At 62.0% G+C, this 26,003-nt stretch carries 18 protein-coding genes and 1 pseudogene; 12 read left to right on the top strand and 7 right to left on the bottom strand.

The window, feature by feature from the left end:
- Nucleotides 1-182 precede the first annotated feature (182 nt).
- The 6 genes and pseudogenes from FPT15_RS24235 to FPT15_RS24215 all read left to right on the top strand — a co-directional run bounded on the left by FPT15_RS24235 (nucleotide 183) and on the right by FPT15_RS24215 (nucleotide 6,575).
- Nucleotides 183-2,339: a DUF1631 domain-containing protein gene (locus tag FPT15_RS24235; protein ID WP_145165286.1), complete on the top strand. Its 2,157-nt coding sequence runs from the start codon at nucleotides 183-185 to the stop codon at nucleotides 2,337-2,339.
- Nucleotides 2,340-2,400: 61 nt separating this feature from the next.
- Nucleotides 2,401-2,964: a 1,6-anhydro-N-acetylmuramyl-L-alanine amidase AmpD gene (ampD, locus tag FPT15_RS24230; protein ID WP_145165284.1), complete on the top strand. Its 564-nt coding sequence runs from the start codon at nucleotides 2,401-2,403 to the stop codon at nucleotides 2,962-2,964.
- A complete protein-coding gene (gene ampE, locus FPT15_RS24225) occupies nucleotides 2,961-3,797 on the top strand; it encodes a regulatory signaling modulator protein AmpE (RefSeq protein ID WP_145165282.1) in 837 nt (278 codons plus the stop codon). The genes ampD and ampE overlap by 4 nt, the downstream gene beginning before the upstream one ends.
- A gap of 224 nt (nucleotides 3,798-4,021) precedes the next feature.
- Nucleotides 4,022-5,116: pseudogene (locus tag FPT15_RS30460) on the top strand (methyl-accepting chemotaxis protein); the annotation flags it as partial.
- Entirely contained in the window at nucleotides 5,090-6,019 is a 930-nt protein-coding gene (locus FPT15_RS30455) for a methyl-accepting chemotaxis protein (RefSeq protein ID WP_372241493.1), read from the top strand. The pseudogene FPT15_RS30460 and the gene FPT15_RS30455, both read left to right, overlap by 27 nt.
- A 127-nt stretch (nucleotides 6,020-6,146) precedes the next feature.
- Nucleotides 6,147-6,575, top strand: a complete 429-nt coding sequence (locus FPT15_RS24215) for a hypothetical protein (protein WP_124416411.1) — start codon at nucleotides 6,147-6,149, stop codon at nucleotides 6,573-6,575.
- Here the strand turns inward: FPT15_RS24215 and FPT15_RS24210 are convergent.
- On the bottom strand, nucleotides 6,522-7,298 hold the full coding sequence (locus FPT15_RS24210; RefSeq protein ID WP_145165278.1) for a TatD family hydrolase: 777 nt from the start codon (nucleotides 7,296-7,298) through the stop codon (nucleotides 6,522-6,524). The genes FPT15_RS24215 and FPT15_RS24210 overlap by 54 nt on opposite strands.
- Before the next feature lie 2 nt (nucleotides 7,299-7,300).
- On the bottom strand, nucleotides 7,301-8,296 hold the full coding sequence (gene cra, locus FPT15_RS24205) for a catabolite repressor/activator (RefSeq protein ID WP_145165276.1): 996 nt from the start codon (nucleotides 8,294-8,296) through the stop codon (nucleotides 7,301-7,303).
- 294 nt (nucleotides 8,297-8,590) lie between these two features.
- Between cra and ptsP the strand changes: the two genes are divergently transcribed.
- The 4 genes from ptsP to FPT15_RS24185 all read left to right on the top strand — a co-directional run bounded on the left by ptsP (nucleotide 8,591) and on the right by FPT15_RS24185 (nucleotide 15,792).
- Nucleotides 8,591-11,449 carry a phosphoenolpyruvate--protein phosphotransferase gene (ptsP, locus tag FPT15_RS24200; RefSeq protein WP_145165274.1) on the top strand — a complete coding sequence of 953 codons (2,859 nt, stop codon included), beginning with the start codon at nucleotides 8,591-8,593 and terminating at the stop codon, nucleotides 11,447-11,449.
- On the top strand, nucleotides 11,450-12,391 hold the full coding sequence (pfkB, locus tag FPT15_RS24195; RefSeq protein WP_145165273.1) for a 1-phosphofructokinase: 942 nt from the start codon (nucleotides 11,450-11,452) through the stop codon (nucleotides 12,389-12,391).
- Between the two features lie 11 nt (nucleotides 12,392-12,402).
- Entirely contained in the window at nucleotides 12,403-14,118 is a 1,716-nt protein-coding gene (locus FPT15_RS24190; RefSeq protein WP_145165271.1) for a PTS fructose-like transporter subunit IIB, read from the top strand.
- Nucleotides 14,119-14,250: 132 nt separating this feature from the next.
- Nucleotides 14,251-15,792, top strand: coding sequence for an alkaline phosphatase (locus FPT15_RS24185; RefSeq protein WP_145165269.1), 1,542 nt, complete (start codon nucleotides 14,251-14,253; stop codon nucleotides 15,790-15,792).
- 132 nt (nucleotides 15,793-15,924) lie between these two features.
- Here FPT15_RS24185 and FPT15_RS24180 read toward each other — a convergent pair whose 3' ends face one another.
- Both FPT15_RS24180 and FPT15_RS24175 read right to left on the bottom strand, forming a co-directional pair.
- Nucleotides 15,925-18,450 (bottom strand): sulfite reductase flavoprotein subunit alpha, encoded by a 2,526-nt coding sequence (locus FPT15_RS24180; protein ID WP_145165267.1) that lies wholly within the window; start codon nucleotides 18,448-18,450, stop codon nucleotides 15,925-15,927.
- A gap of 136 nt (nucleotides 18,451-18,586) precedes the next feature.
- The gene (locus tag FPT15_RS24175; RefSeq protein ID WP_145165265.1) at nucleotides 18,587-20,872 is read right to left on the bottom strand and encodes a TonB-dependent siderophore receptor; all 2,286 of its coding nucleotides are present in this window, start codon (nucleotides 20,870-20,872) and stop codon (nucleotides 18,587-18,589) included.
- Nucleotides 20,873-21,079: 207 nt separating this feature from the next.
- Here FPT15_RS24175 and FPT15_RS24170 point away from each other — a divergent pair, with 207 nt between their 5' ends.
- A complete protein-coding gene (locus tag FPT15_RS24170; RefSeq protein WP_145165263.1) occupies nucleotides 21,080-21,760 on the top strand; it encodes a Fe2+-dependent dioxygenase in 681 nt (226 codons plus the stop codon).
- A gap of 1 nt (nucleotide 21,761) precedes the next feature.
- Complete coding sequence (locus FPT15_RS24165) at nucleotides 21,762-22,511, top strand: tetratricopeptide repeat protein (RefSeq protein WP_145165262.1); 750 nt, start codon at nucleotides 21,762-21,764, stop codon at nucleotides 22,509-22,511.
- A gap of 47 nt (nucleotides 22,512-22,558) precedes the next feature.
- Here FPT15_RS24165 and FPT15_RS24160 read toward each other — a convergent pair whose 3' ends face one another.
- From FPT15_RS24160 to FPT15_RS24150, 3 genes are all read right to left on the bottom strand, one after another.
- Nucleotides 22,559-23,722, bottom strand: coding sequence for a type III PLP-dependent enzyme (locus FPT15_RS24160; RefSeq protein WP_053254366.1), 1,164 nt, complete (start codon nucleotides 23,720-23,722; stop codon nucleotides 22,559-22,561).
- Nucleotides 23,723-24,188: 466 nt separating this feature from the next.
- Nucleotides 24,189-25,346 carry a betaine/proline/choline family ABC transporter ATP-binding protein gene (locus tag FPT15_RS24155; RefSeq protein ID WP_145165260.1) on the bottom strand — a complete coding sequence of 386 codons (1,158 nt, stop codon included), beginning with the start codon at nucleotides 25,344-25,346 and terminating at the stop codon, nucleotides 24,189-24,191.
- Nucleotides 25,343-25,996, bottom strand: coding sequence for an ABC transporter permease (locus FPT15_RS24150; RefSeq protein ID WP_027604864.1), 654 nt, complete (start codon nucleotides 25,994-25,996; stop codon nucleotides 25,343-25,345). Before FPT15_RS24150 ends, FPT15_RS24155 begins: the two co-directional genes overlap by 4 nt.
- Between the last annotated feature and the right edge of the window lie 7 nt (nucleotides 25,997-26,003).

The following is a 26,003-nucleotide window of genomic DNA, read 5'->3' as shown; positions in this document are numbered from 1 at the left end:
ACACTCATTTACAGAGCAATGGCAGAGTTCACTGGCGCAACTACCCTTATTTGCAAGATAATCCTGCGCCTTGCAATTGGCGTCATAGCTTTGACGTCCTGGTGACAACCGGTTTTCGCAGCCCCCATCGGACCTGTAGCTGATCGCTCCCCACCCCAACACCGCCGTTTCAGGAGGCCAGGATGCACAATGACGGAAAGGTGGTGCCAATCAACAAGGCGCACCCCACGCCATCGCCGCTTGCGCGCCTGCCGGTGGTGTTGCTGCAGGTTCGCGACAAGGCTGCCCAACAGTTGCAGCAAGGTCTGCAGGAACTGTTCGATAACGCCGATGACACGCTGTTCGAAATGGCCGACAAGGCCCGCAGCAATGTTGACCATCACATCTTCTTTGAAGCGATGCGTGACCTGCGCCTCAAGCGCAAAAATTTTGAGCGCGTGTTCATGGCGCAGTTGTTCGCCGCTTTCGCCAGTCTGGGCCATGCAGAGCCAGGCGAGGTGCATTTGGTGCCGGTGGTGTCGTATGAGGCGGCGCCCGGCACGTCCAGCGACGAACTGGAAAAGGCCGTTGCGCTGGAGGCCATGCTCGGACGGGTGCGACATCGCGATGGTCTGGCGCTGGGCCAACTGACCGCGCGCTTGAGTGCATTGCTTGGCAAGCCTCTGAGCGAGTGCGACAACCCGTTGGGTCCGGCGCTGCTTTGCGAGTTCTTTTTGCGCGCGGGGCGCAGCCTGGGCGTAGAGATTCGCGTCAAGCTGATCATGCTCAAACTGTTTGAAAAGTACGTGCTCAGTGACGCCGACCAATTGTTCTGCGAAGCCAATCAGTTGCTGGTCGCCACCGGGGTTTTGCCCGAACTCAAGGCCGTGCCCTCGCGTCGCCCTGGCGGGCGTGCCGCCCGTGACCAGCAGCGAGAAGGCAACCCGCCAGCCATCGACCCGCCCCTGGATGAGAACGGCCAGCAAGCCTTCGCCGCCTTGCAGGTGTTGTTGGCGGCGGTGCGAGGCAGCGTGGCGCCGACCCTGGAAGCCTGCGCCGAACCGCAACCCATTGCCTCGCGCGACCTGCTGCGCCTGCTCTCGCACCTGCAACAATATGTGCCTGAACCTGAGGCCGAAGACGATTTCGACCTGCGTAACCAGCTTGAACAACTGTTGACCCGCGTGAGCGTCAAGAGCGGCAAGTCGCGTGTGGTGGAAGGCGCCGATGAAGACGTGATCAATCTGATCGCCTTGCTGTTCGAGTTCATCCTCAATGATCGCACCGTGCCTGATGCGTTCAAGGGTTTGATCGCGCGCTTGCAGATTCCGATGTTGAAAGTGGCGGTGCTGGACAAGAGCCTCTTCAGCCGCGCCTGCCACCCGGCGCGTCGACTGCTCAATGAAATCGCCTCGGCTGCCATGGGCTGGAGCCCGCACGAGGGCTATCAGCGCGACAGCCTGTACTTGCATATTGAGCAAGTGGTGCAGTGTTTGTTGAATGATTTCGTCGAAGACCTGACGATTTTTTCCCAACTGCTGGCGCAGTTCACTGCGTTCACCTCGGATGAACAACGCCGTAGCGCGTTGCTTGAACAACACACCCGTGAGGCCGAAGAAGGGCGCATACGCACGCAAGCCGCACGTGACCGTGTGGCCGATCTGCTCAATCGGCGCTTGCTCGGCAAGGTCTTGCCGCAATCGGTGGTGCGGTTTCTTCAGCAGGCCTGGAGCCAGGTGCTGTTGTTGGCCTGCCTCAAGCACGGCGAACAGTCGGTGCAGTGGCAGGCGGGCGTGCGCACCATGGACGAGTTGATCTGGAGTGTGGGCCTGCAGACAGACACCGAGGCCGGCCGGCACCTGCTGGAGCAACTGCCCGGGCTGCTCACGGCTTTACGCAACGGCTTGACCAGCGCGGCGTTCGACCCTTTCAGCACCCGTGAGTTTTTTGTTCAATTGCAGGCCATGCATGTTCAGTCGGCCGAAGGCGAGTGCATCGACGCGCTGATCAAGGTGCGTGAGCCGTTTTCGTTCAGTGTCGGGTTGCCTGATTCAATACAGCGCTTGCCGAGCGATGACCCGGACCTGCTCAAGGCTCACCAGCTGCGTGTCGGTGGCTGGTTTGAGTTCCAGCAAGACGAAAACACAGCGTTGCGCTGCAAGTTGACGGCGATCATGGCCCCGGCCAATAGCTACATTTTTGTCAGCCGTACCGGCCTCAAAGTCCTTGAAAAAAGTGCCGACCAGTTGGCCATGGCATTCAAGCGCGGGGCCTTGCGTACCTTGGACGACGGGCTGCTGTTCGACCGCGCGCTGGCATGCGTGGTGGGCAACCTGCGTCAACTCAATCGCGGCAAGTGATCGCAACCGCAGGCCTGAACGCGGCATACTGGTAACACCTCGTCTCATTCAAGGAACCCGTATGCAGTTGGACCCCACCAGCGGTTGGTGCCAGGGCATTCGCCATTGCCCTTCGCCCAACTTCAACGAGCGCCCCGCCGGCGAGATCTCCCTGTTGGTGGTGCATAACATCAGCCTGCCACCGGCACAGTTTGCCACCGGCAAGGTGCATGAGTTTTTCCAGAATCGCCTGGATGTCACGCAACATCCTTACTTTGAAGGCATTGCCGACTTACGGGTGTCTGCGCATTTTCTGATTGAGCGCGACGGCAGCGTGACGCAATTTGTGTCGTGCCTGGACCGCGCCTGGCATGCCGGGGTATCGAGCTTCGAGGGGCGCGAGGTGTGTAATGACTTTTCTCTGGGAATCGAGCTGGAAGGAACGGACGAGCTACCGTTTACCGAGGCCCAATATGTTTCGCTGATTGACCTCACGCGACAGCTGCTGGCGGCTTATCCAGACATCACTCGGCAGCGTATTTGTGGTCACAGTGATATCGCACCGGGTCGCAAGACCGACCCGGGCCCGGCTTTTGATTGGACGCGCTTTCGCAGCGCCCTGCAGGATGGAGGACACGCACGATGAGTTTCCTGGTGTTGGTGTTGGCGGTCTGGATCGAGAAATTCTCGGCCTTGCGTCAGCGGTTACAACGCGACGGTGGATGGCTGCGCGAGCTGGCCAAGCTGGAATCCAGCCCGCGCATGGGGAAGCGGCCCTGGCTGATTCTTGTCCTGTTGGTGTTACTGCCGGTGGCCTTACTGGCGCTGTTGCTGTTGGTGCTGGAACCGGTGGCTTATGGCCTGCTGGCGCTGCCGGTGCATCTGCTGGTGGTGATTTACAGCCTCGGGCGCGGCGATCTGCTGGCTGGGCTTGGGCCGTTTCGCGATGCATGGCGGCGCGGTGACCTGCAGGCCGCCGAGCATGTGGCCGAACGAGACCTGAAGGTGGTGGCTGACAATGGCGAGCAACTGCTGGAGCGCGTTCAAGGCCATTTGCTGTGGCAGGCCTATCAGAGCTTTTTTGCAGTGATTTTCTGGTACTTCCTGTTGGGGCCGGTGGCGGCGTTGGCGTATCGCCTACTGGCATTGGCCAGCGAATATAGCCAGAACCCGCAGGTTGCCGAGCGTGCCGGGCAATTGCGTCACGCGTTTGACTGGGTGCCGGTGCGCCTTCTGGCGGCAAGTTTTGCCTTGGTGGGTAACTTTGTCGCGGTTGGGCGGGTGATGTTGCATGAGTTGTTGAGCTGGGACATCAGCGCTGCACAACTGGTAGAAAAAGTCGGCCTGGCGGCGGCTGAAATCCAACCGCCCGTGGTGGGGCCCGAGGGTATCAACAGCCTGGATCGGCTGTGGGAACTGCTGCTGCGCGCGGCGGTGCTGTGGTATGCCGGGTTTGCGATCTGGACCGTACTGCCCTAGCTAGCCAGACGAGCGGGTTTTTGTGGCGAGGGACTTTGCGCCCCCGCCACAAAAAACCGCTCAGCGCAGGTCGTTAACCTTACGTTACAAAACTCCCTTTCAAATTGAGCTATACAGACAGAGCGCCAAATAGTGGCTATCTGCCGCTTCCCCCTGCGCCTCAATAAAAATAATAGAAAGGGAGTACACCTTTGAAGAGCTTGCTCTATCCCGCCATCGCGCTGATGAACCGTCTGAGTTTCGGCATGAAATTCAGCCTGATCAGCGTGCTGTTCCTGCTGCCGATGCTGGCCACCAATTATTTCCTGGTGCGTGATTCCTGGGCGCAATTGCAGGGCACTCGCATCGAACTGCAAAGCCTCGATCTGCTCGGCAGCAGCCTGGCGCTGCGCCGTGACCTGGAAACCCTCAATAACCAGGTGCAGATCAACGCGGTGCTGGGGCAGTCCGGCAAGGCTGGTGATCTGGAGGGCAAGATCAGTGCGTTGGAACAGAGCGTGTTGAGCCGCCTGCAAGGCCTCAACGCGATGACCGGCGACCCTGAACACACCCGTGTTTTTGATGGCAAGCGCGACGAAATGGTCGCCGCATTCAAGGCTCAGCAACAGGAAACCTCGCTGCTGAGCAAAAGCGCGCTGATTGGCAAATTGCTCAACAAGGCCCAGATGCTCAGCCAGATCATTGCCAGCCAGTCCGGCTTGAGCCGTGACCCTCAGGGCGATTTGCGCCAACTCAGCGAGCTGGTCACCAGCGTCACCCCGCAAGTCACCCAAACCCTGGGTGAAGGGCGGGCCATGGGCGCCTACTCCTTGGGCCAGGGTTTTCTCAATTCATCCTCCAGTACGCGCTTTGATGAACTGCTGCAGCAATTGGAAAAACTCCAGGCCGAGTACGCCCTGAAGTTGCAGGACGCACTGGGCGCCAGCACCGCCGCGCATGCGGCGCTCGACCCTCTGGTCACGGCCAGCAGCGCGAGCCTCAAGCACGGCAGCGAGTTGTTTGAAGAGCAGGTGGTGATGGCCGAAACCCTCGATGCGCCGTGGCAGGGTTTTTATGAAAGCGTCAGCCAGTTGATGGCCCAAACCTACCAACTCAATGAAGCGACCCTGACGTTTCTTGAACAGCAACTTGAGCAGCGCCTGGCCCAAAAACGCACGCACATGATGGTGCTGGTCTCGGCGCTGGTGGCGGTGTTTGTGCTGATCTTTTATTTGTATGCCGGTTTCTACGCGTCGACCCGCACCACGTTGCGTCGCCTGGGGGCGATGATGAACCAGGTCGCGGGCGGCGACATGACCGTCAGCTTTGTTGCCCACAGCCGCGACGAACTCGGGGAGTTGGGCCAGGTATTCAACGGCACGGTGGCCAGGATTCATGACTTGATCGAGCGCGTCGGTCACACCGTCAGCCAGGTCGAGTTGCAAGCCGGGCAAGTGCAAGCCGTGTCGGCCCACAGCAACCAGGCGGTTTCCGGGCAGCGCAGCCAGATCGAGCAGGTGGCGACGGCCATGAACCAGATGTCGTCCACCGCCCAGGAAGTGGCGCGCAGTGCGGCGGCGGCGGTCAGCAGTGCCCACAGCGTCAACGACGAAACCGTCAGCGGCCGAGGCCTGGTGCAATCCCAGCAGGGCAGCATCGCGAGCCTGGCGTCGGAGATAGAGGCGTCAGTGCAGGTCATCAACCAATTGGCCACCGACAGCCAGTCGATCAGTGGCGTGCTCGAGGTGATCAAGAGCATCGCCGAACAAACCAACCTGTTGGCGCTGAATGCCGCGATTGAGGCGGCGCGCGCCGGCGAGCAGGGCCGCGGTTTTGCTGTGGTGGCCGACGAGGTGCGCACCCTGGCCCGACGCACCCAGCAGTCCACTGAAGAAATCGAACAGATGATCAGCCGCCTGCACAGCGGTGTCGGCGCGGCCGTGAAGGTCATGGGCACCAGCCATGCCATGGCCAATGGCACCGTGGGGCAGTCGGAAAAGGTCCAGCAAGCCCTGGAAAATATCCTGGGCGCCGTCGGAATGATCGTCGATCAGAACCAGCAGATTGCCGCGGCCGTGGAGCAGCAAACCGCCGTGGCCCACGATATCGACCAGAACATCGTTGCCATCAATCGTGCGGGCGAGCATGCCGCCGAGGGCGCGCATCAGACCGAAACGGCCAGTCGGCTGCTGTCGGTGCAAGTCGTCGAGTTGAAGCAATTGATCGGCGCGTTTCGTGTGTAGGGCCGGCGCGTAGGACTTGGTCTTCGTGGGCCGTGGTGCCCGTCCTGATTTCGCTGTGTGGCTTTTTTGAATGCCTGAATGGGTGAGAATTTGTTTCAACCCGTCACGGTTCAAGGGAGGCACAGCGATGGCCACTGCCATGGGGATCAAAGGGCATTGCGCCCATTGCGACATCACGTTTGAACTCAAGCCCTGGCAAGTGAATGCGATTGCCATCCACGAGCCCTTTGAATGCCCCTATTGCCAGCGCACCCTGCAGTTGATATGCCCCAGGCAGCTGCGCCAGTTCAAAGCGCTGGACCACTGGGCCATGGTGGCCCCGAGCATGGTGGTATTGACCTGCTCGGTGCTGATTGTGGCGCTGGTGGCGGAGTGGGTCGGGTTGCTCAGCGTGGTCGGGCAACTCAACGTTTCGCTGGTGGCGGTGCTGATGCACTTTCTAGTGCTGCGTTACGCCCGTCATCGGCAACGGCTGACGTTGAACTTGCAGGCGGTCAAACCGCTACCAGTTGAACAGCTCGCGCGCATTGCGTGTGCTCGTCTCGGCCAGCAGTAAAGGGCTGATCCCCATGCGTTCGGCCAAGTCGGTGCAGATGTCCGGCAGGTGTTGCGGGCTGTTGCGCTGGCCCGGGTACATGGCGGGCGCCATGTCGGGCGAGTCGGTTTCCAGCACCACCGCGTCAAGGGGCAGTCGCGCAAGTACTTTGTGCATGCGCAGCGCCTGCGGCCATGTGGCGGCGCCGCCCAGGCCGAGTTTGAAACCCAGCTTGATGTACTCGCGGGCTTCCTCAAAACTGCCGGCAAACGCATGGATGATGCCGCCGCGTGGCAGGCGAATGCGCTTGAGGGTGGCGATCACTGCTGCGTGGCTGCGGCGCACGTGCAGCAAGGCCGGGAGCTGGAAGTCCGCTGCCAGTTTCAGCTGCGCTTCAAACAGGCGTTGCTGGCGCTCGCGGTCCAGCTGTTCGAGAAAGTAATCCAGGCCGATTTCACCGACGGCGCACAGTTGCCGGTGGCCCTTCAAGCGTGTCAGCCAGTCGCCCAGCTCCGTCAGGTCGGCGGGGCGATGCTCATCCAGGTACACCGGGTGCAGGCCGAAGGCGGCGAACAAGCCTTCGTCTTCCTGCACCAGATCCCACAGCCGTTGCCAGTTTTGCTGATACACACCCAACACCACCATGCGCTGCACGCCGAGTTGGCGGCTGTGGGCGAGGACTTGCCGGCGATCAGGGTCGAAGTCCGGGAAGTCCAGGTGGGTATGGGTGTCGATCAGCTCCACGCTCAAGCCTCGTGAATACGCTGCTTGAAGGTCCGGCCGATGGCGTGCACGCCCGGTTGGTACTGTTCTTCTTCAATGGCGGCCAACGCCAGGCGCAGGGCGGTGTCGGCAATCAGCTGATGTTGCTGGGCCATGGCGTTGACTGGCAGTGGCAGGAAGTCCAGCAACTGGGTGTCACCAAAAGTGCCCAGGCGCAGCGGCCGGGATTTGAGCGGGAAGTCGTGCAGCGCGTCGAACACCCCTTGCAGCAGCACGTACGAAGTGGTCACCAGCGCGTCAGGCAAATGCCCCAGTTGTTGCAGAAGTTGCTCCATCAGTTGTCGGCCGCAATCTCGGCTGAAGGCCTCGCCCTGTTCGACGATGACCTCACCCGTGAAGCCTTTCAGCGCTTCATGAAAGCCGGCAGCGCGCTCCTGGCTGATGCCCAGCTCGGGACGCGCACCGATCAGCGCGATCTGCTTGGGCAACGGTTGCAGCAGGCTGCTGGTCAACTGCTGGCAGGCCTGGCGGTCATCGCTGACCACCGAGCAAAACTGCTCAGTTTCCATCACCCGGTCGATCGCAATCACTGGCAGGCCTTTGGCTTGCAGTTCGCGGTAGCTGTCATCGCTGGCCGGCAGGCAACTGGCCACAAACAGCGCATCGCAACGCCGCGCGCGAAACAGCTGCAGTAATTGGCGCTCGCTGTCGGCCTCATCGTCGGAGCTGGCAATCAGCAACTGATAGCCGCGCGCCCGTGCGCCTTGTTCCAACAACTTGGCGATCCGTGCGTAACTGGGGTTTTCCAGGTCCGGCAGGATAAAGCCCAAGGTGCGCGTGTGCCGACTGCGCAGCCCGGCCGCCTGAGGGTTTGGGGTAAAGCCATGGGCTTCAACCACCGCGCGCACCCGCTCGACGGTTGCGCTGCTGATGCGTTGTTGCGCGGCCTTGCCATTGATGACGTAGCTTGCGGTGGTCACGGACACACCGGCCAGACGTGCGATATCACTGAGTTTCAAACCGGGATTTCCTTGTTTTTTAGAGCTTGCCCCGACATTTTGTCCAATCGTAACCGATTACTGCACACGACTATTGGCTGAGCTCAAGCGCCGAGTGGCGCTTCAAGCTTGCATAATTAGCGCGTAATCTGCCATAAATTCTAGATTAAACGTTTCAGCCAGCGTATTTTTACGACGTTCGCGACTGACTGGCTACTGCCAATTGACCACTCAGTCAGCTATTTTTGAACGCAGCCACGCTGATTTATTCAAAACAATACCTAGTGCGCCCACCGCACTAACTAGGAGAACGGCATGCTTGAGCTCACTGTAGAGCAGATATCCATGGGCCAGGTGGCTGTGGATAAATCTGCTGCCTTGCACCTGCTCGCTGACAAACTGGTGGCCGACGGCCTGGTCGCCGAGGGTTACCTCAGTGGCCTGCAAGCGCGTGAAGCCCAAGGTTCGACCTTTCTCGGCCAAGGCATTGCCATCCCTCACGGCACCCCGGAAACCCGCGACCAGGTTTTTTCCACCGGCGTACGCCTGCTGCAGTTCCCCGAAGGGGTGGACTGGGGCGATGGCCAGATCGTCTACCTGGCCATTGGCATTGCCGCCAAATCCGATGAACACCTGCGCCTGCTGCAATTGCTGACCCGCGCCCTCGGTGAAACCGATCTGGGCGAGGCGCTGCGCCGTGCCGGTTCGGCCGACGCCTTGCTGAAGCTGCTGCAAGGCGCGCCGCAGGAACTGGCGCTGGACGCGCAAATGATCAGCCTTGGCGTGTCCGCCGATGACTTCGAAGAGCTTGTCTGGCGAGGCGCACGCCTGTTGCGTCAGGCTGATTGCGTGAGCAATGGTTTTGCTGCCGTGTTGCAGCAAGTCGACGCGTTGCCGCTGGGCGATGGCCTGTGGTGGCTGCACAGCGAGCAGACGGTCAAGCGGCCGGGCCTTGCGTTCGTCACGCCGGACAAACCCATGCGTTACCTCGGCCAGCCGCTCAACGGTTTGTTTTGCCTGGCCAGCCTTGGCGAAGCGCACCAGAGCTTGCTCGAACGCCTGTGCGCGTTGTTGATTGAAGGACGCGGCCAGGAACTCGGCCGCGCCACCAGCAGCCGCGCCGTGCTCGAAGTGCTCGGCGGCGAACTGCCGCCTGACTGGCCCAGCGTGCGCGTCACCCTGGCCAACGCCCATGGCTTGCATGCACGGCCAGCGAAGATCCTCGCGCAATTGGCGAAAAGTTTTGATGGCGATATCCGCGTGCGCCTGGTTGATGGCCCGGTGGGCGCCGTGTCGGTGAAAAGTTTGAGCAAGTTGCTGAGCCTTGGCGCCCGTCGCGGTCAGGTGTTGGAGTTTGTCGCTGAACCGACAATTGCCGGCGATGCATTGCCCGCGTTGCTCGCGGCGGTAGAAGAAGGTCTGGGCGAAGAAATCGAGCCGCTGCCGACCGTAAGTGCCCAGCTTGCCAGCGTCGAGATCGAACCGGCCATCAGCGCGCCCGCGGCCGGCAGCCAGATCCAGGCCATCGCTGCCGCGCCGGGCATTGCCATCGGGCCTGCACATATCCAGGTGCAGCAAGTCTTCGATTACCCCCTTCGCGGCGAGTCCTCGGCCATTGAGCGCCAGCGCTTGCAGAGCGCCCTGGCCGATGTGCGCCGCGATATCCAGGGCCTGATCGAACGCAGCCAGGCCAAAGCCATCCGCGAGATCTTCATCACCCATCAGGAGATGCTCGACGACCCGGAACTGACCGACGAAGTCGACACCCGCCTCAAGCAGGGCGAGAGCGCCGAAGCGGCGTGGATGAGCGTGATCGAGGCCGCCGCCAAGCAGCAGGAGGCGCTGCAGGATGCCTTGCTCGCCGAGCGCGCCGCCGACCTGCGCGACATCGGCCGTCGGGTGCTGGCGCAATTGTGCGGCGTCGAAACCGCCCAGGAGCCGAGCGAGCCCTACATTTTAGTGATGGACGAAGTCGGTCCCTCCGACGTCGCGCGCCTGGACCCGGCCCGTGTCGCCGGCATTCTCACCGCGCGTGGCGGCGCCACGGCGCACAGCGCCATCGTCGCGCGCGCCCTGGGCATTCCCGCCTTGGTAGGCGCAGGCGCGGCGGTGTTGCTGCTCGCGTCCGGCACGCCATTGTTGCTCGATGGTCAGCGCGGTCGCCTGCATGTCGACCCCGACGCCACCACCTTGCAACGCGCCAGCGTCGAGCGCGACACCCGCGAACAGCGCCTGCAAGCGGCTTCGGCGCAGCGCCACGAACCGGCGTTGACCCGTGACGGTCACGCCGTGGAAGTGTTCGCCAATATCGGCGAGAGCGCCGGTGTTGCCGGCGCGGTGGAGCAGGGCGCCGAAGGCATCGGCCTGCTGCGCACCGAGCTGATTTTCATGGCTCACCCACAAGCGCCGGATGAAGCCACTCAGGAAGCCGAATACCGCCGCGTACTCGACGGCCTTGGCGGTCGCCCGCTGGTGGTGCGCACCCTCGATGTTGGGGGTGATAAACCGCTGCCGTACTGGCCGATCGCCGAGGAAGAAAACCCCTTCCTCGGTGTGCGCGGTATTCGCCTGACCTTGCAACGCCCGCAGATCATGGAAGCGCAATTGCGTGCGCTGCTGCGCTCGGCGGACAACCGACCGCTGCGCATCATGTTTCCCATGGTCGGCAGCGTCGATGAATGGCGCGCGGCCCGGGACATGACCGAGCGCCTGCGCCTGGAAATCCCGGTCGCCGACTTGCAGCTGGGCATCATGATCGAAGTGCCGTCTGCCGCCTTGCTCGCACCGGTACTGGCCAAGGAGGTCGACTTTTTCAGCGTCGGCACCAACGACCTGACCCAGTACACGCTGGCCATCGACCGTGGCCACCCAACCTTGTCGGCCCAGGCCGACGGCCTGCACCCGGCGGTGCTGCAACTGATCGACATCACCGTGCGTGCTGCCCACGCCCATGGCAAGTGGGTGGGCGTGTGCGGCGAATTGGCGGCGGACCCGCTGGCGGTGCCGGTGCTGATCGGGCTGGGGGTGGACGAGTTGAGCGTGTCGGCCCGCAGCATTCCTGAAGTGAAGGCGCGGGTACGCGAATTCAGTCTGAGCGAGGCCCAGGGCCTGGCGCAAAAAGCCCTTGCGGTGGGTTCGCCCGCGCAAGTGCGAGCCCTAGTGGAGGCCGTGTAAATGGCGAAGATTCTGACCCTGACGCTGAACCCGGCGTTGGACCTCACGGTACGCCTGGCACGCCTGGAGCCGGGTGCCGTCAACCGCAGCGAAACCCTGCTGACCCACGCCGCCGGCAAAGGTGTGAATGTCGCCCAAGTGTTGGCGGACCTTGGTCATCACGTCACCGTCGGCGGCTTTCTGGGTGAAGACAATCCGCAAGCCTTCGAGGCGTTGATTGCCCGGCGTGGTTTTGCCGATGCGTTTATTCGCGTACCGGGCGAAACCCGCAGCAACATCAAGATCGCCGAGCAGGACGGCCGGGTCACCGACGTCAATGCGCCGGGACCGCAGGTCAGTGAGCAGGCCCAGCAGGCGTTGCTCGATCAACTGACGCGGATTGCGCCAGGGCACGACGCGGTGGTGGTCGCCGGCAGTTTGCCGCGCGGCATCAGCGCACAGTGGTTCCAGGGCTTGCTGGAACACCTGAAAAGCCTCGGTTTGAAAGTCGCCCTCGACACCAGCGGCGAAGCCTTGCGCGCCGGTTTGCAGGCGGGCCCGTGGCTGATCAAACCCAACACTGAAGAGTTGGCCGAGGCCTTGGATTGCCCCACGGACTCCATCGCGCAACAGGCCCAGGCCGCCGAGCGTCTGCACGCCCAAGGCGTGGAACATGTGGTGGTGTCCCACGGTGCCGACGGCGTGAACTGGTTCAGCCCGGGTACCGCGCTGCACGCCACGCCGCCTAAGGTCAGCGTCGCCAGCACGGTGGGCGCCGGCGATTCGCTGCTGGCCGGGATGCTTCACGGTTTGCTCAAGGTTGATCTGCCGCAAACCACCTTGCGGCGCGCCACGGCAATTGCCGCGATGGCCGTCACACAGATCGGGTTTGGCATCAGCGATGACGCGCAGTTGGCGCGTCTCGAAAGCGGCGTCCATGTGCGCGCGCTGACAGAACAATAAGAGGGTTTGTGATGAAGTTAGCCATTGTTACCGCCTGCCCGAACGGCATGGTCACCAGTGTGCTGTGCGCCCGCTTGTTGGACGCCGCCGCGCAGCGCCAGGGCTTGCACACCAGTGTCGAAGTGGTGGACGTGCAGCACCCGGAACGCCAGTTGTCCCAGGCCACGCTCGATGACGCCGATTGGGTGTTGCTGGTCAGCAGCACGCCGGTGGAGATGCAGCGCTTTGTCGGCAAGCGCGTGTTCCAGAGCACGCCGGCCCAGGCGTTGGCGGATGTGGACGCAGTATTGCGTCGCGGCGCCGAAGAGGCTGAGGTCTATGTGGCGACGCAGCAGGCAGCCAAAACCGCGCCGCGTATCGTCGCGGTCACGGCCTGCCCAACCGGCGTAGCGCACACCTTTATGGCGGCTGAAGCCTTGCAGCAAACCGCCAAGCGCCTGGGCTACGACTTGCAGGTCGAGACCCAGGGCTCGGTGGGCGCGCGCACGCCTTTGAGCCCGGAGGCCATCGCCAATGCCGACGTGGTGTTGCTGGCGGCCGACATTGAAGTGGCCACCGAGCGCTTCGCCGGCAAGAAGATTTACCGCTGTGGCACCGGCATTGCCCTCAAGCAATCCGAAGCCACGCTCAACAAAGCCTTGGCCGAAGGCGCGGTGGAAAGCGCGGCCGGCAGCGCGCTGGCGAAAAAATCGGAAAAGACCGGCGTGTACAAACACCTGCTCACCGGTGTGTCGTTCATGTTGCCGATGGTGGTGGCCGGCGGGTTGCTAATTGCCTTGTCGTTTGTGTTCGGCATTCATGCCTTTGAAGAAAAGGGTACCTTGGCGGCGGCACTCAAAACCGTCGGCGACCAGGCCTTCATGCTGATGGTGCCGTTGCTGGCGGGCTATATCGCCTACTCGATTGCCGACCGCCCCGGCCTCGCGCCGGGCATGATTGGCGGCCTGCTCGCGGGCACGTTGGGCGCGGGGTTTATCGGCGGGATTTTCGCCGGTTTCCTCGCCGGTTATTGCGTCAAGTTGATCACCCGCGCGGTGAAGTTGCCGCATAGCCTGGAGGCGCTCAAGCCGATCCTGATCATTCCATTGCTGGCGAGTTTGTTCACCGGCCTTGCGATGATTTATCTGGTCGGCCCGCCGGTTGCGCGGCTGCTCACCAGCCTGACCGACTTTCTCAGCACCATGGGCACCACCAACGCGGTGCTGCTGGGCATCCTCCTGGGCGGCATGATGTGCGTCGATCTGGGCGGGCCGATCAACAAGGCGGCGTATGCGTTTTCCGTCGGCTTGCTGGCCGCTTCCAGCGGCGCGCCGATGGCCGCGACCATGGCCGCTGGCATGGTGCCGCCGATTGGCATGGGCATCGCCACGTTCCTGGCGCGGCGCAAGTTCGCCCAGACCGAGCGCGAAGCCGGCAAGGCCGCGATGATTCTGGGCCTGTGCTTTATCTCCGAAGGCGCGATTCCGTTTGCGGCCAAAGACCCACTGCGCGTGATCCCGGCCAGCATCGCCGGTGGCGCCTTGACCGGCGCGCTGTCGATGTATTTCGGCTGCAAACTGGCGGCGCCTCATGGTGGCCTGTTTGTGCTGATCATTCCCAATGCGATGAACCATGCCCTGCTGTACTTGCTGGCGATTGTTGCCGGCAGCCTGTTGACGGGGTTGGTGTATGCGCTGATCAAGCGCCCTGAGGCGGTGGAACTCACAGTAGCTCCGGGAAAGGCCTGACACCGGCCAAAAATGTGGGAGCGGGCAAGCCCGCTCCCACATTTGGATCTTCGGGGCTGCCCAGTCGGGTGTCACATCCGCTTCATCCCCGCGTGCTTTAGTTGACCTTTTGATACTCAAGAGGGCACCTGCATGAGCCACTTCGATCTCGGCCGTCGCCGCGTGATGCAAGCCGTCGGCGCCGGCCTGCTGCTGCCGGGCCTGGCGCCGGCGGTGATCGCGTCGGTCAAGGACCGGCCGCAACTCACCGATGGTGTGCAGTCCGGCGACCTGCTGGGCGACCGCGCGATGATCTGGAGCCGCAGCGACCGCCCGGCCAAGATGGTGGTGGAATGGGACACCCGCAGCGTGTTCAGCAACCCGCGAAAATTCATCTCGCCACTGGCCGACAGCCGCACCGACTTTACTGCCCGCGTCGAACTCACAGGGTTACCGGTCGACCAGGCGATCTTTTACCGCGTGCATTTTGAAGACGCCCAGACCGGCGTCGCCAGCGAGCCGTGGTTCGGCCACCTGCGCAGCGTGCCGCAACAACGCCGTGACATCCGTTTTGTGTGGAGCGGCGACACCGTCGGCCAGGGCTTTGGTATCAACCCGGACATTGGCGGCATGCGCATCTACGAAGCGATGCGCTTGCGCCTGCCTGACTTTTTTATCCACAGCGGCGACACCATCTACGCCGACGGCCCGGTGCCGGCACAGTTGAGCGTTGAAGACGGACGCATCTGGCGCAACATCACCACCGAAGCCAAGAGCAAAGTCGCCGAAACCCTGGATGAATACCGCGGTAATTACCGCTACAACCTGCTCGACGAAAACGTGCGCCGCTTCAACGCCGAGGTGCCGCAGATCTGGCAGTGGGACGATCACGAGGTGGTGAATAACTGGTCGCCGAGCAAGCAACTCGATGAGCGCTATCAGACCAAGGACATCAACACCCTGGTCGGCCGCGCACGTCAGGCCTGGCTGGAGTATTCACCGATGCGTCGGCAAAGCGCCGATGGCGGCGGGCGGATCTATCGCAAGCTCAGTTACGGCCCGCTGCTGGATGTGTTCGTACTGGACATGCGCAGTTACCGCGGCCCCAACGACGACAACCTGGGCGGCGAAAAACCGTTCATGGGCCGTGAGCAACTGGACTGGCTCAAGCGCGAACTCAAGGCCTCAAAGGCGCAATGGAAGGTCATCGCCGCCGACATGCCCATCGGCCTTGGCGTACCGGATGGCGAGGTCAGCCCCGGCGTGCCGCGTTGGGAAGCGATTGCCAATGGCGACCCTGGCCCGGCCCAGGGCCGTGAGCTGGAGATTGCCGAACTGTTGGGGTTTCTGCGTGCCCAGCAGGTGCGTAACCATGTGTGGCTGACGGCGGATGTGCACTACTGCGCGGCGCACCATTACCACCCCGACCGGGCGGCATTTCAGGATTTCGAGCCATTCTGGGAGTTTGTGGCCGGGCCTTTGAATGCAGGGAGTTTTGGGCCCAACCCGCTGGATAAAACCTTTGGCCCACAGGTGGTGTTCGAGAAGGCGCCGCCTGCGCAGAACACCTCGCCGCTGGCTGGGTTTCAGTTTTTTGGTGAGGTGCAGATTGACGGGCAGACGGCGGAGTTGACCGTAATCTTGCGGGACTTGGATGGGGTCTCGGTGTTCGAGCAAAAGCTGCAGCCTGCCTGACCTGCAATGCACTTAAACACTGTGGGAGCTGGCTTGCCTGCGATTGCATCACCCTGGTGTCACTGATACACCGAGGTGCCTGCATCGCAGGCAAGCCAGCTCCCACATTTGATCCTCGGTGTTTATGAGGGCTTAGTACACATCCCGACGATAGCGGCCCTGCTCGATCAAGCGCTCGACTGCTTCGCTGCCCAGCACCTCATGCAGCACCTGGTCCACGCCCGTCGCCATGCCCTGCAAACTGCCGCAGACATAAATGGCGGCGCCGTCTGCCAGCCATCGACGCAGCACGTCCGCCGACTCGCGCAGGCGATCCTGCACGTAGATTTTTTCTTGCTGATCGCGCGAAAACGCCAGGTCCAGCAGGGCCAGATCGCCGCTGGCCAGCCAGCCTTGTAGCTCGTCCTGGCACAGGTAATCGTGGGCGATATTGCGCTCGCCAAACAGCAGCCAGTTGCGCTGCTGGCCAGCGGCAATGCGCGCCTTGAGCAAGCTGCGCAGGCCGGCAAGGCCAGTGCCGTTGCCCAAAAGAATCAGCGGCACTGGCGCCTCAGGCAGATGGAAACCACTGTTGCGACGCACGCGCAGGCTGATGCTTGAGCCGAGGGCGGCGTGTTCGGTCAGCCAGCCGGAACCCAGGCCCAGACTGCCGTCGGGGTGACGTTCCTGGCGCACGATCAGCTCCAGCACGCCGTCGCTGGCAATCGAGGCGATGGAGTATTCGCGCATGCCCAGGGGCACCAGGGCGTTCACCAGTGCCTGGGCATGCAGGCCGACCAAGTGCGCGCGGTTGTCCGGCAATTGGCGGGTCGCCAGGGCTTGGTTGAGGGTTTGCGCAAGGCCCTCGATCAACACGCCGTCGCTGCCGGCCAGGCCCAGGCCGGCGAGGAAGTGTTCGATGGCCCACGGGCAATTGCGCGGCAGTATTTCCACCAGGTCGCCGGCCAGCCAAGTGTGTGGCGCAGGCGGTGTGAGGCCGAGCAAGTAGATGTCCGAGCCGACGCTGTCGCGGTTGAGCAGGGTGCGTCGGGTCAGGGTCCAGTTTTCGTACTGGGCGGTCTGCCAGGCGGATGCCGGCGCATGCCCGGTGAGCTGGCCCAGCTGCTGTTGCCAGGTCAGCAGCGCTTCGGTGTCGCCGCTGTCGACTTCCACAGGCGCGAACAACGGGTTACCGCCTTGGTGGGTCAGCCAGAAATGCAGGCGCCGGGCAAAGCCGCAGAAGTGTTCGTACTGGCGGTCGCCCAGGGCCAGCACCGAGTAGTTGAGGCCTTTGAGCGACAGGTCCTGGCCGAGCACGCTGCGTTCGAAACCGCGGGCGCTGTCGGGCGCTTCGCCGTCGCCGAAGGTGCTGACCACGAACAGTGCATGTTCTGACTCACACAGGTCTTGCTGGCTGACACTGCCCAACGGCTGCACCTTTACCGGCAGGCCGGCGGCCTGTAATTGGCCGGCCGTCTGCCACGCAAGCTGTTCGGCAAAGCCGCTCTGGCTGGCAAAGCCGATCAGCCACGCCGGGGTGTCGCTGTGGTTGGCGCCGAGGCCTTTGCGGGCATCGCGGACCTGGCGTTTTTTGCGACGGCGGTCGAGGTACAGCAGCCAGCCGGTAATAAAGAACAGCGGCATGCACAGCGCACTGACGGTCAGGATGATGCGGCCTACCAGGCCGAAGTAGCTGCCGGTGTGCAGCGCGTAGACACTGGTGAGCAATTGCGACTTGAAGGTCTTGCTCGCGTAGCGGTCATGGGACTTGACCTCGCCGGTGGCCGGGTCGAGGTTGATCTGGTTCAGCGCGCGGTCATGCGGCGATGTGTTGAGCAGGTAATACACAATGGCCGGCTGCCCGGCGACGGCCGGCATACGGATGTTGTAGGCGCTCAAGCCGGGGCCGGCGTTGGCGTAGATGCTGCTCCAGATCGCGTCGTAGTCGGCCACCGGCGCCGGGCCTTCGGGCGGCGGGCCGCGCTTGCGCATGCGTTCATTTTGCGGTGCGTCGGAGAGCAGTTTGGTCACGCCCTGGTTGTACCAGTCATACGACCAATACAGGCCAGTGAGCGCGGCCAATAGATAAAACAGCAGGCACCAGGTGCCGAATACCGAGTGCAGGTCCCAGTTGAAACTGCGGCCCTTTTTGCGCCAGTCCAGCGTCAGCCAGGCGCGCCAGCTTGCCACCTGGCGCGGCCAGCGCAGGTACAGGCCCGACAGGCAGAAGAACACCAGGATCAGCGTGCAGGCGCCAGTGATTTGCCGGCCGGTATCGCCAGCCGCCAGGAAGCGGTGCAGCTGCAAGATGAAACCGAACACGTCCTGGCCGACGGCGTCGCCCAGGTAGTTGCCGGTGTATGGGTCGAAGTAGCGCATCTGGCCACGCCGCTCGCCCGGCGGTGCGGTGAAGAACACGCGCGCGGCGTTGCCGCTGTCGCTTTCCACCCACAGCATCGACACGGTCTTGCCTTCGGTGGCCTCCAGCTTGTGCACCAGTTCGGCAGGCGGCAGCACGCCGGCTTCGCGTTTTTCGACGCTCAATACGGTCGGATTGAGCGCGCGCAGAATTTCATCCTGAAACGAGACCGCAGCCCCGGTAATCCCCATCAATGCCAGCACCAGCCCGGCGGTAATGCCGAAGAACCAGTGCAACTGGAACAGGGTTTTCTTCAACACGTCGGACCGCCTCGCTCATCTGGATATATAAGTCACGGCGCGCATTATGCCGTGGGCTAACGAGAAATCTTCTGTTTTACACGCAAAAGCCCCACGCATCCGATGCGTGGGGCTTTGGGCCAGAAGTTTGCCGCGTTTAGAAGTGGAAACTGGTGGTCAACAACGCCGTACGACCGGCCGCCTGGTTGGCGAAGTGCGCCGCGTAAGCTTTGTCGTAGTAGGTCTTGTCGGTCAGGTTTTGCACGTTCAATTGCAGGTCGACGTTCTTGGTCAGCTTGTAGCTGGCCATGGCGTCGTAGCGTGTGTACGACGGCACGTAAACGGTGTTGGCCGCATCGCCGTAAACCTGGTCGACGTAGAACGCACCGCCGCCGATGGTCAGCTTTGGCGTGATGTCATAGGTGGTCCACAGGCTGAAGGTGTTTTTCGGCGTGTTGGGCATTTGGTTGCCCTTGTTGGAACCGGCAGTGACGACACCCTGGCGGTTGCCGTTTTTGCCGGGGTCAACCAGCTCGCTTTTCAGGTAGCTGTAGCCGGCGAACACTTGCCATTGTTCGGTGAGCTTGCCGCTGGCGGACAGTTCGATGCCGTCCACTCGCGATTCGCCCGCGGTCTCGTAGGTGTTGGAGTCCACCAGAATGCGCGTGTTTTTCTTCTCGGTACGGAAGATCGCGCCGGTCAGGGACAGGCGGTTGTGGAACAGGTCCCACTTGGTGCCCAGTTCGTAGTTGACGGTTTCTTCGGGTTTCAGGTCGCTGGTGTTGATGCCGGTGACGAAGCCGTTGGTTTCCTGGCCTTCACCGACCATGCCGCCGGCAGGCGATGCCGAGGTGGCGTAGGAGGTGTAAATGCTGCCGTTCTCCAGCGGCTTCCAGACCAGGCCCGCCTGCCAGTTGAAGAACTGGCTGTCGTCCTTGATTTTGCTGCGCCCCGCGGCGGCGTTGGTGTTGGCTTCGGTGTCGAAGGTGTCGTAGCGCAGGCCCAGGTTCAACAGCCATTTCGGGTCCAGCTCAATGGTATCGAACGCGTAGGCAGCGCGGCTGGTGGCCTTGGTGTTGGTGCCGTAGTAGTTGCGCGCGACGCTGCCGGTCCAGGCGTCGTCCGGCGTCGGGTTGCTCAGCGAGGTGCACTGCCCGCCCAGGCTGCCTTTGGCCACGGTGCAGGTCGGGTTCGCGTTCGGGCTGACCGTGTAGCCGCTGACGCGGGTTTCTTCGCCGGTGAATTCCAGGCCGGTGGAGTACGAGTGCTTCATGCCCGCCAGCTGGAAATTGCCGAACAGGTCGGTCTGGTTGGTGGTGGTGTCGGTGGTCGACACTCGCGTGTTGGCACGGCGCCACACGGTGCCGAAACGGCTGACGTTGCGCTGGCTGTCGTCCGGCTGAGTGAGCACGTAGTCCTGGCCGGTGCTGCCATGGCGAAGGGTGTTTTTCAGCGTCATGTTGTCGTTCAGGTCGTGCTCGATGGAGAACGTGCTGATATCGGCGCGGGTCTTGCGGAAGTCGCGGTCCTTCAAACCGTAGAAGTTGTTGCTGTCACCGCCATCGGTGGGTTTGTCGTGCCCGTGGGCCGTGGCGGTCGGCGAGCTGTAGCCGTAGGGAATGCCCGAGTCCGGCAGGTCGTTGCTTTCCATGTGGTAGTAGCTGAAGTTGACGCGCGTCGGCGTGCCCAGGCCGAAGGTCAGCGACGGCGCAACACCCCAGCGGTCATAGTCGATGACATCGCGGCCAGCCACGTTCTGCTCGTGGCTCATCAGGTTCAAGCGGAACGCGGCGTTGTCGAGGAACTGGCGGTTCACGTCGAGCACGTAGCGGCGGGTCTGGTCGGAGCCGTAGGTGAAACCGCCGTTGGTGAAGTCGCGCGCCTGTGGCGTTTTGCTCACAAGGTTGATGCTGCCGCCCGCCGAGCCGCGACCGCCGAACGAGGAGTTCGGGCCCTTGCTGACTTCAATCGATTCGATGTCGAAGATCTCGCGGCTCTGGCCGCCGGTGTCGCGCACGCCGTCCAGATAAGTGTCGCCCTGGGCATCAAAGCCGCGAATGAACGGACGGTCGCCCTGAGGGTTACCGCCTTCACCGGCACCGAAAGTAATGCCCGGTACAGTGCGCAAGGCGTCCTGCAACGAGGTAGCGGCGGTGTCCTTGAGCACTTGTTGCGGCACCACGGTCACCGAGCGCGGGGTGTCTACCAATGGCGCGGTGTACTTTTGCGAAGCGGCTTTTTCCACCTGGTAGGACGTGTTGTCCTGCTCTTGGCCGGTAATGCTGGTGGCGCCCAGGGAGATGCTGTTGCGCTCGCCTTTGTGTTCGGTGCTCTCGGCCGCTTGCGCCAATTGGGCGGCAGAGCTGGCGCTGAGTGCGACGCCGATGGCCGAAGCCAGCAGGCGTGGTGAACTGGCTGGTGTTTTTAGCAGTGTGCGCGACATTGACGTGTCCCTTCCCCAAGGTTGTAAGGCCGCGGAATATAGGGTCAACAAGAGTTTCTATCAATTGCGATACATTACTATTCGCACTGAATTTACATTCTTTACACTTTTTGCTTACGGTTTTTACCAACTCGTTCGTCTCCCGCGTTTTACAGGGCGGATAAGAATCAATACCATTGGCGCCTCTCTGCCTCCAGGTACTGCCCCATGCTGCTGCACATTCCCGGCCTGTTCTCTCGCGAGGAGGTGCTGCGCATTCGCCAAGCCTTGGAAAGCACCGAGTGGGCCGACGGTAAAATCACCGCCGGGCACCAGTCCGCCAAAGCCAAACACAACCTGCAATTGCCCGAAGGCCACCCGCTGGCCAAGGAAATTGGCGCGGCGATGCTCGAGCGTTTGTGGAAAAGCCCGCTGTTTATGTCAGCGGCGTTACCGCATAAGGTCTTCCCGCCTTTGCTCAATTGCTACACGGCCGGTGGCAGTTTCGACTTCCATATCGACAACGCCGTGCGCCAGGCGCGGGGCAGCCATGAACGGGTGCGGACCGACCTGTCGTCCACGCTTTTTTTCAGCGACCCCGAGGAATACGACGGCGGCGAGCTTGAGATCCAGGACACCTTCGGCCTGCAGCGGGTCAAACTGCCGGCCGGCGACATGGTGCTGTACCCGGGTTCGAGCCTGCACAAGGTCAACGCCGTAACCCGTGGCGCGCGTTACGCCTCGTTCTTCTGGACCCAAAGCCTGGTGCGTGAAGACAGCCAGCGCACCTTGCTGTTCGAGATGGACGGCGCCATCCAGCAACTGACCCGCGATGTTCCTGACCATCCAGCGCTGATCCAGCTCACCGGCACGTACCACAACCTGTTGCGCCGCTGGGTCGAGGTCTGACATGGGCTTTTTACTGCGCCGTGAAGAAGTGCTCAACGTCGAGCAACTGCAAAGCATGCTCGACGATTCCCCGGTGCGCGCCGCCCAGGCGATTTTGATGGCCGCCAAGGCGGGCGTGGTAGACGCCCAGGCCTTGCTGGGGCAAATCCTGCTGGAAGGGCGCGGCATTGCGCGCGATGAAGCGCTGGCGCTGCGCTGGTTCCAGATCGCCGCCAACGGCGGGCAGTTGATGGCACGCAATATGGCCGGGCGTTGCCTGGAACATGGCTGGGGCTGCGCCGTCGATGAAGTGGCAGCTGCGCGGGAGTATCGCCTGGCGGCAGAGGCTGGGTTGGATTGGGGCCAGTACAACTATGCCAATCTGCTGGCCACCGGTCGTGGTGTCGACGAAGACCGACCGCGAGCGCTGGGGTTTTATCGGCTGGCTGCAGAGCAGGGCCACGCCAAGTCGATGAACCTGCTGGGGCGTTATTTGGAAGACGGCCACTCTTGCCCGAGGGATTTTGAGGTGGCTGTCGAGTGGTATCGGCGTTCAGCCGAGGGCGGGGATTTTCGCGGGCAGTTCAGCTATGCCGCGATATTGGCTGACCGAGGCCGAATCGACGAGGCATTGGCGTGGCTGCGCAAGGCGCTGGCGGGCGGCAATCTGAAGTTTTTGCGAACGGCTCACACCGCGTTGGCCGCAGCCAGTGATCCGCAGATTCGGGCGATGGCCGAGGCCTACCAACAGCGCGCCGCGAGCCTGTCCTGACCAAAAAAAACCCATGACATGTCATGGGTTTTTTGTGTGCGAATTGCTTACACGTAGTAAGACTTCAACGGCGGGAAGCCATTGAATTCCACAGCGCTGTAGCTGGTGGTGTACGCACCGGTCGACAGCCAGTACAAACGGTCACCAATCGCCAGGTTCAGCGGCAGGCCGTACTTGTAGTTTTCGTACATGATGTCGGCGCTGTCGCAGGTAGGGCCGGCGATGACCACTTCTTCCATCTCGCCTTTTTTCTCGGTCCAGATCGGGAACTTGATCGCTTCGTCCATGGTTTCGATCAGGCCGGAGAATTTGCCCACGTCGGTGTACACCCAACGCTCGACGGCGGTGCGGGATTTACGCGCCACCAACACCACTTCGCTGACCAGGATGCCGGCGTTGGCGATCAACGAACGGCCTGGTTCCAGGATGATTTCCGGCAGGTCGTCGCCGAAATCTTCCTTGAGGAAGCGGATGATTTCTTCGGCGTAGGTTTCCAGGCTGTTGGTGCGGGTGATGTAGTTGGCCGGGAAGCCACCGCCCATGTTGATCAGCTTCAGATGAATGCCGTCTTCTTCTTTCAGGCGTTCGAAGATCACTTTGACCTTGGCGATCGCCGCGTCCCACACGCTGATGTCGCGCTGCTGCGAGCCGACGTGGAAGGAGATGCCGTATGGCACCAGGCCCAGGTCACGGGCGAGGATCAGCAGGTCCATGGCCATGTCGGTCTGGCAGCCGAATTTGCGCGACAGCGGCCAGTCAGCCGTGGTCGAGCCTTCGGTGAGGATACGCACATAGACTTTCGAGCCCGGCGCGGCCTTGGCGATGTTGCGCAGGTCGGCTTCGGAGTCGGTGGAGAACAGGCGCACGCCCTTCTCGTAGAAGTAGCGGATGTCCTTGGATTTCTTGATGGTGTTGCCGTAGCTGATACGGTCGGGGCTGACGCCACGGTCCATGACCTTGTCCAGCTCGTAGATCGAGGCGATGTCGAAGCTCGAACCCTTGTCTTTCAACAGGTCGATGATCTCGACGGCAGGGTTGGCCTTGACCGCGTAATAAACTTTGGCGAATTCGAAACCGGCGCGCAGGTCATCGTAGGCCTGGCTGATCATCGCGGTGTCGATCACCACGAACGGGGTTTCTTGCTTGTCGGCGAACGCCTTCATTTTGTCAAACGTGGCGCGCGCGAAATAATCTTCGACGTTGATCGACATGCTGGGAACTCCTAAGGGCAAACTAATTTGATCAATGGGTGCAAATGAACGTCCTCCGTATCCCCACTTTGGTTCGCCTACTTCCCAAGGCATGTCGCCGAAAGCAAAAAGGCCATGGGATCACTTGCTTCCCTTGGCCTTGCTGTCTCGTCGTCAGTACTTGAGCCGGATGGATCGTTTCCAGCATGGACGTTCGGCGCGAACTTTAGGACGTGAGGGGCCATAGATCAACTAAAAATGTCGCGTTTTTGCACGCGTTCGTCGCAGGACCTCGTGCAGCTACTTATGTAACCGACCGGTGTGACGGATTGATGTTCCCCGGGAGGGCTAAATCGGCGGGATTTCAGCGAGCAAATGTGGGAGGGGGCTTGCCCCCGATAGGGGTGGATCAGTGACTGATGAAGTGACTGACACACCGTCATCGGGGGCAAGCCCCCTCCCACAGGTTGACCTGGGGTGTTTCAGATCAGGCCAGGGCGGTCTCGGCAGGGGAGACAATACTGGTCTTGCCGCCACGCGACTTACCGGAACTCAGGTACTCGGCAATCGATTCCTGAGTCACTTCACCCAGGAACACACGCTCCGCGTCCATCACCGGCAACCACGAGCGGTTGAACTCGTACATGCGCGACAACAGGATGCGCAAGTGCTCGTCATACGCCGCCGTGGCGTTGAACTCGCGCAAGTACTGGCCGCAGGTACCGGTCTGACGGTGCAGGTCGCGACGTCGTACATAACCCAGCGCCTTGTTCTCGGCACAGGTGACCACCACGTAGCGACGGTCCGTTTCGTCCATCAGCTCCAGGGCCTCGGCCACCGGAGTTTCGGGGCTCACCGACGGGGCGTTGTCCGCCGCGTCTTCGGCTTTCACCAGCAGCAGGCGCTTGAGGGTGCTGTCCTGGCCGACGAAATTGCTCACAAATTCATCCGCCGGATGCGCCAGCAGCGTGTCCGGGTGGTCAATCTGCAGCAGTTTGCCGGCACGGAAGATGGCGATTTTGTCGCCCAGCTTGATCGCTTCGTCGATGTCGTGGCTGACCATGATCACGGTCTTGTTCAGCGCGCGCTGCATCTCGAAGAATTCGTTCTGGATCATCTCGCGGTTGATCGGGTCAACCGCGCCGAACGGCTCGTCCATCAGCAGCAGCGGCGCATCGGCCGCCAACGCACGGATCACGCCGATGCGCTGTTGCTGGCCGCCCGACAGTTCACGCGGGTAGCGATGCAGGTAGTGCTTGGGCTCCAGCTTGATCATGCTCATCAACTCGCGGGCGCGGTCGTGGCATTTCTGCTTGTCCCAGCCGAGCAGCTTGGGCACCACCACGATGTTTTCCTCGATGGTCATGTTCGGGAACAGGCCGATCTGCTGGATCACATAACCGATGTTGCGACGCAGGGTCACCTCATCCAGGTCGGTGGTGTCTTCGCCGTTGATCAAAATCTTGCCCGAGGTGGGCTTGATCAGGCGGTTGATCATTTTCAGCGTGGTGCTTTTGCCGCAACCCGATGGGCCGAGGAACACGCAAATCTCGCCTTCATTGACGGTCAGGCTTACGTCGTTCACGGCAGATACGGTTTTGCCGTTGCTTTGAAAAGTCTTGGTCAGGTTTTGAAGTTCGATCATTTGAGCAGTCCTTTTGGAGTCAGCGAGCGTTGCAGCCATTGCAGAAGCAGGTCGGCGAAGATGGCCAGAAGACTGACCAGCACGGCGCCAACGATCAGCATCGACATGTCGCTGCGGCTGATGGAAGCCAGAATAAGTACACCCAGGCCACCGGCGCCGATGGTGGCGGCGATGGTCATCACACCAATGTTCATCACCACGGCGGTGCGCACACCGGCAAGGATCACGGGCACGGCGATGGGCAGTTCAACCATGCGCAGGCGCTGGCCGAAGGTCATGCCGATGCCTTTGGCGGCTTCGCGGATGCCCGGTTCCACGCCGGTGAGGGCCAGGTAGGTGTTACGCATGATCGGCAGCAGCGAGTAGAGGAACACCGCGGTGATCGCCGGCATCGGCCCCAGGCCCTGGCCGAACTTGGAGTAGAACGGCAGCAGCAGGCCGAACAGCGCGATCGACGGCACGGTCAGCAGCACGGTGGCGCTGGCTTGCAGCGGGCCGGCCAGGGTCGGGAAGCGCGTCATCAGCACGCCCAGCGGCACGCCCACGACGATTGCCAGAATGACGGCAATGCCGACCAGGGTGATGTGCTGCCAGGTCAGGTGCAGGACCTGGGCCCAATCAAGATGGGAAAAGGCGTTCAGAAATTCCATGTCTTCT

This window comes from Pseudomonas sp. RGB (genome assembly GCF_007713445.1).
In the GTDB taxonomy this organism is placed as follows: domain Bacteria; phylum Pseudomonadota; class Gammaproteobacteria; order Pseudomonadales; family Pseudomonadaceae; genus Aquipseudomonas.
Note: the sequence above shows the minus strand (reverse complement) of the source record. Positions and strands in the feature narration are given on the sequence as shown.

Coding starts and splice junctions, on each gene's coding strand:
- FPT15_RS24160 (WP_053254366.1), bottom strand. CDS start 23,722: ATGTCGATCAACGTCGAAGATTATTTCGCGCGCGCCACGTTTGACAAA.
- FPT15_RS24165 (WP_145165262.1), top strand. CDS start 21,762: ATGGGCTTTTTACTGCGCCGTGAAGAAGTGCTCAACGTCGAGCAACTG.
- ampD (WP_145165284.1), top strand. CDS start 2,401: ATGCAGTTGGACCCCACCAGCGGTTGGTGCCAGGGCATTCGCCATTGC.
- pfkB (WP_145165273.1), top strand. CDS start 11,450: ATGGCGAAGATTCTGACCCTGACGCTGAACCCGGCGTTGGACCTCACG.
- FPT15_RS24150 (WP_027604864.1), bottom strand. CDS start 25,996: ATGGAATTTCTGAACGCCTTTTCCCATCTTGATTGGGCCCAGGTCCTG.
- FPT15_RS24215 (WP_124416411.1), top strand. CDS start 6,147: ATGGCCACTGCCATGGGGATCAAAGGGCATTGCGCCCATTGCGACATC.
- ampE (WP_145165282.1), top strand. CDS start 2,961: ATGAGTTTCCTGGTGTTGGTGTTGGCGGTCTGGATCGAGAAATTCTCG.
- FPT15_RS24235 (WP_145165286.1), top strand. CDS start 183: ATGCACAATGACGGAAAGGTGGTGCCAATCAACAAGGCGCACCCCACG.
- FPT15_RS24190 (WP_145165271.1), top strand. CDS start 12,403: ATGAAGTTAGCCATTGTTACCGCCTGCCCGAACGGCATGGTCACCAGT.
- FPT15_RS24170 (WP_145165263.1), top strand. CDS start 21,080: ATGCTGCTGCACATTCCCGGCCTGTTCTCTCGCGAGGAGGTGCTGCGC.
- FPT15_RS24155 (WP_145165260.1), bottom strand. CDS start 25,346: ATGATCGAACTTCAAAACCTGACCAAGACTTTTCAAAGCAACGGCAAA.
- FPT15_RS24185 (WP_145165269.1), top strand. CDS start 14,251: ATGAGCCACTTCGATCTCGGCCGTCGCCGCGTGATGCAAGCCGTCGGC.
- FPT15_RS30455 (WP_372241493.1), top strand. CDS start 5,090: ATGACCGTCAGCTTTGTTGCCCACAGCCGCGACGAACTCGGGGAGTTG.
- FPT15_RS24175 (WP_145165265.1), bottom strand. CDS start 20,872: ATGTCGCGCACACTGCTAAAAACACCAGCCAGTTCACCACGCCTGCTG.
- ptsP (WP_145165274.1), top strand. CDS start 8,591: ATGCTTGAGCTCACTGTAGAGCAGATATCCATGGGCCAGGTGGCTGTG.